Source organism: Pseudomonas sp. 2FE (assembly GCF_005503735.1).
GTDB lineage: Bacteria > Pseudomonadota > Gammaproteobacteria > Pseudomonadales > Pseudomonadaceae > Aquipseudomonas.
Genome location: NZ_SCMO01000002.1, coordinates 37,397 through 50,306 on the forward strand (window position 1 = coordinate 37,397; position 12,910 = coordinate 50,306).

The following is a 12,910-nucleotide window of genomic DNA, read 5'->3' on the forward strand; positions in this document are numbered from 1 at the left end:
CCGTATCCACAAACGCCGCAAGCTTCGGCCAGGCCAAACACCCAGCCCTAGCCAGCGGACAGCACCATGCTGAATACGACCTCCATGATGCCAACCGCGACTCCTGTCATAGTCGCCGCAGCCACCCTGGCCCATGATCCAGCCGCCCGGCACGCTTCCTGCGAAGGCTGAAGAGCCTACCGTGACGGCCCACTACCATTTTCCAGCTAAGGATCGCGCCTATGAAATGTTTTACCTCTTTGTGCCTGGCCTTGAGCCTGACCACACCGGTGCTGGCCGGCGCAGCGGAGCCCGAGAGCTGCAAGCTGGTGCGTTTCGCCGATGTCGGCTGGACCGATATCACCGTCACCACCGCCATGACCCGTCTGTTGCTCGGCTCCCTGGGCTACACCAGCAGCGCCAAACGCGTCACCGTGCCGGACACCTTCAAGGGCATGCAGGACAACAAGATCGACGTGTTCCTCGGCAACTGGATGCCGGCCCAGGAAAGCGAGCTCAAGGCCTACACCGACGCCGGCAGCATCGAGACCCTGCGCGCCAACCTGCATGGCGCCAAATACACCCTGGCGGTCCCCGCCTATGCCTATGACGCCGGCCTGAAGAGCTTCGCCGACCTGGCCAAGTACGCCAAGGAGTTGGACAACAAGATCTATGGCATCGAACCGAACAACGACGGCAACAACCTGATCAAGAAGATGATCGAACAGAACACCTTCGGCACCGGCAAGTTCGAGGTGGTGGAAAGCAGCGAGCAGAAGATGCTGGCGTCGGTCAAACGCTCCGAACACCTGAAGCAATGGATCGTGTTCCTCGGCTGGGCACCGCACCCGATGAACACCCATTTCGACATGCGTTACCTCGAAGGCGGCGATGAGTTTTTCGGGCCGAACCTCGGCGGCGCTACCGTCTACACCATCGCCCGCAAGAACTACGCGAAGGAGTGCGCCAACGTCGGCACCCTGCTGAGCAATATCGAATTCAGCCTGAAGATGGAAAACGAACTGATGGACACGGTGGTCAATCAGACCGCCAACCGTCGTCAGGCCTCCAAGGAGTGGCTGCAGGCCAACCCCCAGGTGCTCGACACCTGGCTCAAAGGCGTCACCAGCCGTGACGGGCAGCCGGCACTGGCGGTCATCAAAGCCAAATTGGAGCTGGCGCAATAACCCCGCAGAACCCTCGCAATTTGCCGAGAATTCGCCGACCAGAGTCTGCCAAGCCGCAACTTTGGTCGGCAAAAAGGCCGCAAACGACCTCACTAATGCTGGATACGACGCCCTCTGCACTGGATGCGACGCACCCTGTAGGCGTTTGTTTTTCACTGTTCCATGATCGTTCTCGACACGACCGCTAGGCTGAATGGCGGTGACGCTCAGAACTCCCCTCTGAGCTCAACCAGCAACACCAAAAACCCGGCAATCCGCGCTCAGCAGCACGCTGCCGACGACAATCAGAAAGGAGTCCGTCCCATGAAAGGTTCCACATCATTGCTGTTGGCCGCGTCACTCAGCCTACCGCTGCTGGCCCACGCGGCAGAGCCCGAGTCCTGCGGCACCGTACGCTTCTCCGATGTCGGCTGGACCGACATCACCGTCACTACGGCGGTCACCAGCGAAGTGCTGGAATCGCTGGGTTACAAGACCAAGACCACCATGTTGTCGGTGCCGGTGACCTACCGCTCACTGCAGAACAATGACCTCGATGTATTCCTCGGCAACTGGATGCCGACCATGGAAAACGACATCAAGGCCTACCGCGAGAAAGGCACGGTGGAAACCCTGCGGGCCAACCTCGAAGGCGCCAAGTACACCCTGGCCGTGCCGGAATACGCCTATGACGCCGGGCTGAAAAGCTTCGCCGACATCGCCAAGTTCAAAGACCAGCTGGACGGCAAGATCTACGGCATCGAACCTGGCAACGACGGCAACCGCCTGATCCAAAGCATGATCGACAAGAACGCCTTCGATCTGGGCACATTCAAGGTGGTCGAGTCCAGCGAAGCGGCCATGCTCTCGCAGGTGCAGCGTGCCGCCCGGCAGGACAAGTGGATCGTCTTCCTCGGCTGGGAACCGCACCCGATGAACACCCGCAACAAGATGAAATACCTGGCCGGCGGCGACGATTATTTCGGCCCCGACCTCGGCCGCGCCACCATCTACACCAACGTGCGCAAGGGCTACACTCAGGAGTGCAGCAACGTTGGCAAGCTGCTACAGAACCTGGTGTTCAGCCTGGACATGGAAAACCAGTTGATGGATGCCGTGCTCAACGGCAACCAGAAGCCGCGTGACGCCGCCAAGGCCTGGCTGAAAGCCAACCCGCAGGTGCTCGACACCTGGCTGGCGGGCGTCAGCAGCCGCGACGGCAAGCCGGCGCCGGATGTGGCCAAGGCCAAATTAGCCCCCTGATAGAACCCGTAACTCAGACCGGGTGAACGCGTTCAAGGCAACTCGCAGGCGCGTTCATCGATCTGCTTTTATCCCTCTGCATGTGGACGTTCAATACCATGCCGACTTTTGACAAAATCCCTCTGGGTCAGAACATCGCCGATTTCGTCGAATGGCTGACCCAGCACGGCGCCGCTTACTTCGATGCCTTCGCCGCGGCGCTGGAGATGATGATTCATGGCGTGACCAACGGTCTGACCTTCTTCAATCCGCTGGTATTGATCGGCCTGGTTGGTGTGCTGACTCACCTGATTCAACGCAGATGGGGCCTGACCCTGTTCTGCGTGCTGTCCTTCCTGCTGATCCTCAACCTCGGTTACTGGCAGGAAACCATGGAGACCCTGGCGCAAGTGTTGTTCGCCACCCTGGTCTGCGTGATCATCGGCGTGCCCCTGGGGATATACGCCGCGCACAAACCGCACTTCTATACCGTGATGCAGCCGGTCCTCGACCTGATGCAGACGGTGCCGACCTTCGTCTACCTGATCCCGACCCTGACCCTGTTCGGTCTCGGCGTCGTGCCGGGGCTGATCTCCACCGTGGTGTTCGCCGTCGCCGCCCCGATCCGCCTGACCTACCTGGGCATTCGCGATGTACCGACCGAGCTGCTCGACGCCGGCAAGGCCTTCGGCTGCTCGCGCCGCCAGCTGCTGACCCGCATCGAACTGCCGCATGCCATGCCAAGCATTGCCGCCGGGGTGACCCAGTGCATCATGCTGTCGTTGTCGATGGTGGTGATCGCCGCCCTGGTCGGCGCCGACGGCCTCGGCAAACCGGTGGTCAACGCCCTGAATACCGCCGATATCGCCCAAGGCTTCGAGGCCGGCCTGGCCATAGTGCTGCTGGCGATCATCCTCGACCGGGTGTGCAAACAACCCGAGTCCAAGCTGAAGGAGGCCGAGGCATGAGCATGATTCGCTTCGACAATGTTGACGTGATCTTCTCCAAGCAACCGCGCGAGGCCCTGGCCCTGCTCGACCAAGGCCTGAGCCGCGACCAGATCCTGAAGAAAACCGGCCTGGTGGTCGGCGTCGAGAAAGCCAGCCTGAGCGTCGAGCGCGGCGAGATCTGCGTGCTGATGGGCCTCTCCGGCTCGGGCAAATCCAGCCTGCTGCGCTGCATCAACGGCCTCAACACGGTCAGCCGCGGGCGCCTGTTGATCGAGCACGAAGGCAGTGAAGTGGACATCGCCTCCTGCTCGCCGGCGACCCTGAAAGCCATGCGCACCAAGCGCATCGCCATGGTCTTCCAGAAGTTCGCCCTGATGCCCTGGCTGACGGTGCGCGAGAACATCAGCTTCGGCCTGGAAATGCAGGGCCGCCCGAGCGAAGAGCGGAAGAAGCTGGTCGACGAAAAGCTCGAACTGGTCGGCCTCACGCAATGGCGCAACAAGCGCCCGGACGAGCTGTCCGGCGGCATGCAGCAGCGCGTCGGCCTGGCCCGCGCGCTGGCCATGGACGCCGACATCCTGCTGATGGACGAGCCGTTCTCGGCCCTCGACCCGCTGATCCGCCAAGGCCTGCAGGACGAGCTGCTGGATCTGCAACGCAAGCTGCACAAGACCATCGTCTTCGTCAGCCACGACCTCGATGAGGCGCTGAAGCTCGGTTCGCGCATCGCCATCATGAAGGACGGGCGGATCATCCAATACGGCAAGCCGGAAGATATCGTGCTCAACCCGGCGGATGATTACGTGCGGATGTTCGTCGCCCATACCAACCCGCTCAACGTGCTCTGCGGCGATAGCCTGATGCGCCCGCTGGAGCAATGCCGGCGCGAGGCCAACGAGGTCTGCCTCGACCAGGGCCGCGACTGCTGGCTCGGTCTGGCGGCCGACAACAGCCTCAAGGGCGCCCGCCAAGGCAGCCAGAACCTCAGCCTGCAGCACTGGGAACCCGGCCAACCGCTGGCCGGCCTGCGCCGCGAGCCGACCCTGGTGGATGTGCGCATCACCATGCGCGACGCCCTGCAGATCCGCTACCAGACCGGCCACAAGCTGGTGCTGCAAAACGGCAACCACGTGGTCGGCATCCTCGGTGACAGCGAGCTGTACCACGCCCTGCTCGGCAAGAACCTGGAAAAGGGTGAAGAGCCCGGCGATCAAATCGCCACGCTGACGCAGCGCTCCGCACCGTCCAAAGTCAGCTGATCTACCACAAACGCAATACCCCACGAGGCGAGCAGGCAAACTGCTCGCCTCGTTTGCGTTTCAAGGCCTCCGCGCAACTCCGCGACTGTCGGGGCGGTGATAACCGCACCGCCCCACCGCCCCACCGCGCCCCAGGTCATCCCTTCAAAATCGAACGGCTGCGGCTGCAAGGCTCTTGTAGGAGCGGATTTATCCGCGAAGCCAAGCCCAAGAACGCCGCCGATCCAACAGAAAGAACCCTGTTCCGCTCTTGTGGGAGGGGCCTTGGCCGCGACGATTGCGCTGGCCGAGCGCAGGCTCAGGCGCTGGCATCGGCCTCATGCTCGTCCGCGAAGGCCATAAGCACCTCCAGGTTGAGCACCTCCAGCTTGATCTGGGAGATAAAGGCAGAGAAGGCCAGGGCGGCGGCGAGCCGGCGCAGATCGGCGGCCCAGGCCGGGATATAGACCGCTCCCTGGAGCCAGCCAGACTCGAAGAGCGGGGCCAGGCGCACGGTGTCGCCCAGGCTGAGGCGCCCGGCGAATAGATAGCCCACCAGTTCCGGCCGGTTGTCGCGGATCGCGATGCGCAGCAGGGTATGGACGCCGAGCAAGCCGGTCAGGTAGGCGGCGTCCTTGGTGAAAGCCGAGCCGCCGCGCAGGTCGGCGCCGCGGAAGATGCGTTGAGTCGAGCGGAAGGACTCCTCCTGCGACTGCCCGGCGGCGAGAAAACCCTCGAACACCTGGATGAAATCGGCGCCGTCCAGGGCCTGTTGGATCGCCAGCACGCGCAGGGCGAGGCGGCGCAGGCGGTTGATGTCGATGCTGCCGGTGAACAGCTCGGCCAGGGTGGCGATGCCCTCCTGGGTTTGGGTCGTGCGGGGCGCGCCCAGGCCCAGGCTCTTCAGGTTGGGTTGGAGCGCGCCATTTTGCGCCGTGGCCACATGCACGAAGGCCTCGTGCTGCAATAGCTGGCTCTTGTCCAACTCGGAGAAGTGGGCGCTGGCGCGCAGGCGGATGCGGCTCACCCCGGCGATGGCCTTGGCGGCCAGGGTCGGATCGAGCACGACCCTGACCCGGCCTGGGCCGAAGAAGCGATCCAGCTCCGGCTGCATCCAGGCGGCGAAGGCCTCGGCGGGGATATCGGCCGGGCTCGGCGGAATATGGGCGCCGCCCAGGAGGGCGTCGGTGGTCTCGAGGAAGAAGCGGGCGGCGTCCAGCATGCTCAGCTTCTGGCTCGGGTAGTAGAAGTCCGGGCGCCGGTACAGCGCGGCCGAGTACAGGGTGAAGGCCGGGGTACCTATGGCGCCAAGCATGCGCCCGGCCGTGGCATAGCTGCGCGCCGTCATGGCGAGGTGGCGCCCGGCTGGATGGCCCTCATCGCAGCGGCCGGCAAATGCCTCCAGGGCGGCGATGTCCGCGCCGTGCTCGCGCGGGCGCAGCTCGACCTTGGGCAGTTGCGCACGCCCGGCGCGCCAGCGCGCCAGGAATACCTCCTCGACCCCGTCCGGCCAGGCCAGGGCATCCAGCACGCGGATCTTGCGGGCCAAGCCGGGCAGGGCGGCATCGAGTTCGGACAGGGGGGCGACGCTCACAGGAGTCTCCTTGGAAACCGAGGATCAATTTTCCTAAGATTAGGCCCTGTCGATGTATCGCGTTGCGGCTGTACCCTGCACCAGGCGCAATACCTTCGGCAGAAACGCCTATTCCAGCGCTACAGCCTTCAGCGCCTGATAGCGCCCGCTCATGCCGCCGCTCGAGAAAAAGATCCACGCGGGTTGCACTCGTATATGGACTCCTCCCCTTTAGCCAGCCGACGCGCCTCACCCCTCCTCTCGAGCATTTGCCTGCCCCTTGCCGGCGGCTTGTCGCGGCAAGCTATGTTCGGTCGGTTTTGTTGATTTATCGTTCAATCAAAACTCAATAGACTGCCTGACAGACCTGTAACCGACACCCATAAAAAAGGCCCCACACCGTCACCGGCATGGGGCCCAGGTTTTACCAGGCGGTGCGCGCACTGCCCTTCACCAGGAAGGGCCGCGCACCTCCCTTAGCAGTACAGCCGGCTCAGGAGCTGCCGATGGTTCTCGTACTGATCCAGCACATCACGGGTGATCTGCTCCCTGCTATAGGCCATCAGGTCGTATTCCTGAGACCCGTCGAACAGATACACCTCGACACGGTAGTAGCGGCATGGCTCGCTCGCCACACTCTCCGCTCCAGCCAGGGCCAGCGTCTGCGGCGGCGCGAAGTAGCCATCCAGGCTCACCTCGTAGACGAACGGCTGGCCATCGGCATGTTCCACCCGCAAGCCCAGCTCGTGCTGGCCCAGGCCCAGATGAGTCTGCACCTGCAGGCCACGGCCACGCAGTTGCTCGGCGGCAGCCAGCAGGGCCGGGCGCACCTCGCTATCGAGGAACGCCTGTACCACCGCCTGCTCAGGCTGCTGCACCAACTCAGCCAGGCGCTGGCTGAAGGCGCGACGGCCGCGGGCCAGCGGCTCGGCCTGTTCCAGGCGCACCTGCTCGTCACGGATCAGCGCCTTGTACAGGCCCACCATGTACAGCAACAACACCACCGAGAACGGCAGGCCGGCCAGCACCACCATGGTCTGCATGGCCGTGAAGTTACCGGCGAACAGCAGCCCGATGGTCACCAGGGTAATCACCGCCGACCAGAAGATCCGCAGCCAGTGCGGCGCATCCTCGTCCAGGTCGCCGCCCTGGCGCGACAGGTTGGCGAGCATCACCGAACCGGAGTCGGCCGGCGTCAGGAACAGCACGAAACCGACGAAAATCGACATGCCGATGACGATCTTGGCCAGCGGGTAATGTTCGAGCAGCAGGTAGATCGACATCGACGGCTGCTCCAACGCCGCCTTACCCAGCTCCACCGCGTTCTGGTTCATCACCAGATCCAGGGCGCTGTTACCGAAGATCGACAGCCAGGCCAGAGTGAAGCCCAGCGGGATCAGCAGCACGCCGCCAACCAGCTCGCGAATGCTCCGGCCCCGCGAGATACGCGCGATGAACATGCCCACGAAGGGTGCCCAGGAAATCCACCAGGCCCAGTAGAACACTGTCCACAGCCCCAGCCAGGCCTCGCTCTTGGCCGGCGCAGCGGTGTAGGCGTAGAGGTCGAAGGTCTTCAGCAGCAGGCCGTTGAGGTAATCACCGACGTTCTGCACCAGGCCGTTCATCAGCATCAGCGTCGGCCCGCAGACCAGCACGAAGACCAGCAGACTGCTGAACAGGACGATATTCAGGTTGGACAAGCGGCGGATGCCCTTCTCGATCCCCGAAACGGCCGCCAGGGTCGCCACCGCACTCATCACCAGGATCACCAGCAGCAGCCCAGACTGGGTGTGCGGCAGGCCGAACAGGTATTCCAGGCCCGAAGACACCTGCAACGCGCCTATGCCCAGGTTGGTCACCAGGCCCAGCAGCGTGACGAAGATGCCGAAGCAATCCACCGCGTTACCCACCGCGCCCTTTACCAATCGCTCGCCGAAGATCGGCAGCAGCGCCGAACGCAGCGCCAGCGGCTGGTTGTGCCGGTAGGCGAAATAGCCCACGGCCAGGCCGACCAGCGCGTAGATCGCCCAGCCGTGCAGCCCCCAGTGCAGGAAGGTCAGCTGCAAGGCCTGGCGCGCGGCCGCCTGAGTGCCCGGCTCACCTTCCGGCGGGTTGACCAAGTGATCGATGGGCTCGGACGCGGCAAAATACAGCAGCGAAATGCCGATCCCGGACGAGAACAGCATGCCCGCCCAGGCGCCGTAGCTGAAGGCGGGTTTTTCCTGATCGGCACCGAGCTTGAGCGTGCCGAAGCGCGAAAAGGCAACCCACACCACGAAGACCAGGTAAGCCCCGATCGCCAGCATGTAGTACCAGCCGAAGCTGTGCGACAGCCAGGTCTGGGCCAGGCCCAGCAGTTGGCCGGCGGCTTCGGGCGCGAGGATCAGGGCCACGGTCAGCACCAGGATCAGCACGGTAGAACCGTAGAACACGACCGGGTTCAGACGCACCCGTTCAGGGTTTGTACTGGGGGGAGAGATACTCAAGAGAGGCTCCAAGGCAGTGAAAACCGGCGCCCGTGCCGAGCAGCAGTGGGCGCAACGACAGACCTGGGCCACCCGCGCCGAAGCGGGGGCGGCCTGAACGACTGCGGCCAAGTGACGCACCGAGACCATTCGAGGTCGCGGAGCTTATTCTTAGTTGATTGAGCGTTCAATAAAAATAAAATAGACTGGCTTACGCCTACTCAGACGCCTGCCGCCCGTTACCAGGCCCAAGGAGATTTGCCACATGCCCAAGATCGGTATGCAACCCATCCGCCGCTCGCAGTTGATCCACGCCACTTTGCAGGCGGTCGATCAGGTCGGCATGAGTGATGCGAGCATCGCCTTGATCGCACGCTTGGCTGGGGTGTCTAACGGCATCATCAGTCACTACTTTCAGGATAAGAACGGCCTGCTCGAAGCCACCATGCGCCATCTGATGGCGGCCCTGCGCCTGGCCGTACGCGACCGCCGCCAGCTATTGCGCGACGAAAGCGCCAGCGCGCAGATCCGCGCGATCATCGACGGCAACTTCGATGACAGCCAGGTCAACGGCCCGGCGATGAAAACCTGGTTGGCCTTCTGGGCGACCAGCATGCACCAACCCGAGTTGAGCCGCCTGCAGCGGATCAACGACCACAGGTTGTATTCCAACCTGTGCTGCCAGTTCCGCCGCGTCTTGCCGCTCGCCGATGCGCGCAGCGCGGCACGGGGGCTGGCGGCATTGATCGACGGTTTGTGGTTGCGCGGCGCGTTGTCCGGAGAGGCCTTCGACACCCAGCAGGCACTGCAAATCGCTTACGACTACCTGGACCAACAACTGGCCAAATAGGCGGGTCGCTCAGACCCGCCAACGCCAGCCCACATGCACTTGCGAGGACACTATGGCCCGTTTCGAACTGCAAAAACTCTACATTGACGGCGGCTACGTGGATGCCACCAGCGGCACCACGTTCGAGTCCATCAACCCCGCCAATGGCGAGGTGCTCGCGACGGTGCAACGGGCTTCGAAAGAAGACGTCGAGCGGGCCGTGGCCAGTGCCGAGAAAGGCCAGAAAGTCTGGGCCGCGATGACTGCCATGCAGCGCTCGCGGATCCTGCGCAAAGCCGTCGATATCCTTCGTGAGCGCAACGACGAGTTGGCCGAGCTGGAAAGCCTGGACACCGGCAAGCCGCTCTCGGAAACCCGCAACGTCGACATAGTCACCGGCGCCGACGTGCTCGAGTACTACGCCGGCCTGATCCCGGCCATCGAAGGCGAGCAGATCCCCCTGCGCGAGACAGCCTTCGTCTACACCCGCCGCGAGCCGCTGGGCGTGGTCGCCGGTATCGGCGCCTGGAACTACCCGATTCAGATCGCCCTGTGGAAATCCGCCCCGGCCCTGGCCGCCGGTAACGCGATGATCTTCAAACCGAGCGAAGTCACCTCGCTGACCACCCTCAAACTGGCGGAGATCTACACCGCCGCCGGCCTGCCCGCTGGCGTGTTCAACGTCCTGACCGGCAGCGGCCGCGAAGTCGGCACCTGGCTGACCGAGCACCCGCGCATCGAGAAAATTTCCTTCACCGGCGGCACCGACACCGGCAAGAAGGTCATGGCCAGCGCCTCCAGCTCCACGCTGAAGGAAGTCACCATGGAGCTGGGCGGCAAGTCGCCGCTGATCATCTTCGAAGACGCCAACCTCAACCGCGCGGCCGACATCGCCGTCATGGCCAACTTCTACAGCTCCGGCCAGGTCTGCACCAACGGCACCCGCGTGTTCATTCCGCGCAGCCTGCAAGCGCGCTTCGAGGCCAAGGTGCTGGAACGCGTCAAGCGCATCCGCCTGGGCAGCCCGCTGAGCGAAACCACCAACTTCGGCCCGCTGGTCAGCTTCGCCCATCTGGACAGCGTGCTCGGCTACATCAGCAAGGGCAAAGCCGAAGGCGCACGCCTGCTGGCCGGTGGCGAGCGCGTGACCGAGGGCGACTACGCCAAGGGCGCCTACGTCGCACCGACCGTCTTCAGCGACTGCACCGACGAGATGAGCATCGTGCGCGAGGAAATCTTCGGGCCGGTCATGAGCATCCTCATCTACGACGACGAAGACGAAGTCATCCGCCGCGCCAACGCCACCGAATTCGGCCTGGCCGCCGGCGTCGTCACCCAGGATCTGAACCGCGCCCACCGCGTTATCCACAAGCTCGAAGCGGGCATCTGCTGGATCAACACCTGGGGCGAGTCGCCGGCCGAGATGCCGGTCGGCGGTTACAAGCAATCCGGTGTCGGCCGTGAGAATGGCCTGACCACCCTGGCTCAGTACACTCGGATCAAATCCGTGCAGGTAGAGCTGGGCGACTACGGCTCGGTGTTCTAAACGAGCCCGTAGGGTGGATTCGCCGCCTAGCGGCGTAATCCACCGCCCCGTTTCACATTCGCCACGGTGGATTAGGGCTACGCCTGATCCACCCTACGCGCTGCAAATGCCCATACTAAGGGTGCAACCATGACCAAAGAATTCGACTACATCATCATCGGCGCCGGTTCGGCCGGTAATACCCTGGCCACCCGCCTGACCGAGGATGCCGACGTCAGCGTGCTGCTGCTGGAAGCCGGTGGCCCGGACTACCGCCTCGACTTCCGCACCCAGATGCCCGCCGCCCTCGCCTTCCCGCTGCAGGGCCGCCGCTACAACTGGGCGTACACGACCGAACCGGAACCCTTCATGAACAACCGGCGGATGGAGTGCGGGCGTGGCAAGGGCCTGGGCGGCTCCTCGCTGATCAACGGCATGTGCTACATCCGCGGCAATGCCCTGGACTACGACGGCTGGGCGCAGACCCCAGGTCTGGAAGACTGGAGCTACCTCGACTGCCTGCCCTACTTCCGCAAGGCCGAGACCCGCGACATCGGCGCTAACGACTACCACGGCGGCGACGGCCCGGTCAGCGTGACCACGCCCAAGGCCGGCAACAACCCGCTGTTCCAGGCCATGGTCGAAGCCGGCGTGCAAGCCGGCTACCCGCGTACCGAAGACCTCAACGGCTACCAGCAGGAAGGTTTCGGGCCGATGGATCGCACCGTGACCCCACAGGGCCGCCGCTCCAGCACCGCCCGCGGTTATCTGGACCAGGCCCGGGCCCGATCGAACCTGACCATAGTCACCCACGCCCTGACCGACCGCATCCTGTTCAACGGTTTACGCGCCGTCGGGGTTGCCTACCTGAAAGGTGAGAGTGACACGCGGATCACCGCCAAGGCCCGCCGCGAAGTGCTGCTGTGCTCCGGCGCCATCGCCTCGCCGCAGATCCTCCAGCGCTCCGGCGTCGGCCCGGCCGCCCTGCTGCGCGACCTCGACATCCCGGTGGTCCACGACCTGCCGGGCGTCGGCGCCAACCTGCAGGACCACCTGGAGATGTACCTGCAATACCAATGCACCCAGCCGATCTCGCTGTATCCCTCGCTGCATTGGTGGAACCAGCCGGCCATCGGCGCCGAGTGGCTGTTCCTCGGCAAGGGCATCGGCGCCAGCAACCAGTTCGAGGCCGGCGGCTTCATCCGTACCCGTGCAGAGTTCGAGTGGCCGAACATCCAGTACCACTTCCTGCCGGTGGCGATTAACTACAACGGCAGCAACGCGGTGAAGGAACACGGCTTCCAGGCCCACGTCGGCTCGATGCGCTCGCCCAGCCGTGGCCGCGTGCAGGTGCGCTCGAAGGACCCGCGCGAGTACCCGAGCATCCTGTTCAACTACATGTCCAGCGAGCAGGACTGGCAGGAATTCCGCGACGGCATCCGCATCACCCGCGAGATCATGGCGCAGCCGGCGCTGGACCCGTACCGCGGCAAGGAACTCAGCCCCGGCCTCGAGTACCAGAGCGATGCCGACCTCGACAAGTTCATCCGCGAGCACGCGGAAACCGCCTTCCACCCCTCCTGCTCCTGCAAGATGGGCAGCGATGACATGGCGGTGGTCGATGGCCAGGGCCGCGTGCACGGGATGGAGGGTCTGCGCGTGGTCGATGCCTCGATCATGCCGCTGATCACCACCGGCAACCTCAACGCGCCGACCATCATGATCGCCGAGAAAATCGCCGACCAAATCCGTGGACGCAAGCCGCTGCCGCGCAGCACCGCCAAGTATTACGTCGCCAACGGCGCACCGGTACGCGGCAAGGCGCTGCGCTGAGCCGCCGCCGGCCCGGCAGCCAGATCGGCGGCCGGGCCGGAGAGCGACGGCCGAACACGTCGGTCTTTCACCGCCCCTGGAAGAGGGAGACCCGCCTGCGGAGCCACTGA

The 12,910-nt window shown here is 64.1% G+C and carries 9 protein-coding genes; 7 read left to right on the plus strand and 2 right to left on the minus strand.

From position 1 onward, the window contains the following. Positions 1-221 precede the first annotated feature (221 nt). From choX to choV, 4 genes are all read left to right on the plus strand, one after another. Complete coding sequence (gene choX, locus FFS12_RS05310; protein ID WP_137885878.1) at positions 222-1,166, plus strand: choline ABC transporter substrate-binding protein; 945 nt, start codon at positions 222-224, stop codon at positions 1,164-1,166. A 303-nt stretch (positions 1,167-1,469) separates the two neighbouring features. Beyond that, entirely contained in the window at positions 1,470-2,408 is a 939-nt protein-coding gene (locus FFS12_RS05315; protein WP_137885879.1) for a choline ABC transporter substrate-binding protein, read from the plus strand. 98 nt (positions 2,409-2,506) lie between these two features. Then, complete coding sequence (gene choW, locus FFS12_RS05320) at positions 2,507-3,355, plus strand: choline ABC transporter permease subunit (RefSeq protein ID WP_137885880.1); 849 nt, start codon at positions 2,507-2,509, stop codon at positions 3,353-3,355. Then, positions 3,352-4,596 carry a choline ABC transporter ATP-binding protein gene (gene choV, locus FFS12_RS05325; protein ID WP_137885881.1) on the plus strand — a complete coding sequence of 415 codons (1,245 nt, stop codon included), beginning with the start codon at positions 3,352-3,354 and terminating at the stop codon, positions 4,594-4,596. Before choW ends, choV begins: the two co-directional genes overlap by 4 nt. A gap of 298 nt (positions 4,597-4,894) precedes the next feature. Here the strand turns inward: choV and FFS12_RS05330 are convergent, their stop codons facing one another. Together FFS12_RS05330 and betT are read right to left on the minus strand one after the other, a co-directional pair. Beyond that, complete coding sequence (locus FFS12_RS05330) at positions 4,895-6,169, minus strand: tyrosine/phenylalanine carboxypeptidase domain-containing protein (RefSeq protein WP_137885882.1); 1,275 nt, start codon at positions 6,167-6,169, stop codon at positions 4,895-4,897. A gap of 455 nt (positions 6,170-6,624) precedes the next feature. Then, positions 6,625-8,634: a choline BCCT transporter BetT gene (gene betT, locus FFS12_RS05335; RefSeq protein WP_372239450.1), complete on the minus strand. Its 2,010-nt coding sequence runs from the start codon at positions 8,632-8,634 to the stop codon at positions 6,625-6,627. A 244-nt stretch (positions 8,635-8,878) separates the two neighbouring features. Between betT and betI the strand changes: the two genes are divergently transcribed. The 3 genes from betI (at position 8,879) to betA (ending at position 12,800) form a co-directional block, all read left to right on the plus strand. Continuing rightward, positions 8,879-9,463 (plus strand): transcriptional regulator BetI, encoded by a 585-nt coding sequence (gene betI / locus FFS12_RS05340; RefSeq protein ID WP_137885884.1) that lies wholly within the window; start codon positions 8,879-8,881, stop codon positions 9,461-9,463. 52 nt (positions 9,464-9,515) lie between these two features. Further along, positions 9,516-10,988 (plus strand): betaine-aldehyde dehydrogenase, encoded by a 1,473-nt coding sequence (gene betB / locus FFS12_RS05345; RefSeq protein WP_137885885.1) that lies wholly within the window; start codon positions 9,516-9,518, stop codon positions 10,986-10,988. A 129-nt stretch (positions 10,989-11,117) separates the two neighbouring features. Continuing rightward, positions 11,118-12,800, plus strand: coding sequence for a choline dehydrogenase (gene betA, locus FFS12_RS05350; protein WP_137885886.1), 1,683 nt, complete (start codon positions 11,118-11,120; stop codon positions 12,798-12,800). The last annotated feature ends 110 nt before the right edge of the window (positions 12,801-12,910 follow it).

Coding starts and splice junctions, on each gene's coding strand:
- choX (WP_137885878.1), top strand. CDS start 222: ATGAAATGTTTTACCTCTTTGTGCCTGGCCTTGAGCCTGACCACACCG.
- FFS12_RS05315 (WP_137885879.1), top strand. CDS start 1,470: ATGAAAGGTTCCACATCATTGCTGTTGGCCGCGTCACTCAGCCTACCG.
- choW (WP_137885880.1), top strand. CDS start 2,507: ATGCCGACTTTTGACAAAATCCCTCTGGGTCAGAACATCGCCGATTTC.
- choV (WP_137885881.1), top strand. CDS start 3,352: ATGAGCATGATTCGCTTCGACAATGTTGACGTGATCTTCTCCAAGCAA.
- betI (WP_137885884.1), top strand. CDS start 8,879: ATGCCCAAGATCGGTATGCAACCCATCCGCCGCTCGCAGTTGATCCAC.
- betB (WP_137885885.1), top strand. CDS start 9,516: ATGGCCCGTTTCGAACTGCAAAAACTCTACATTGACGGCGGCTACGTG.
- betA (WP_137885886.1), top strand. CDS start 11,118: ATGACCAAAGAATTCGACTACATCATCATCGGCGCCGGTTCGGCCGGT.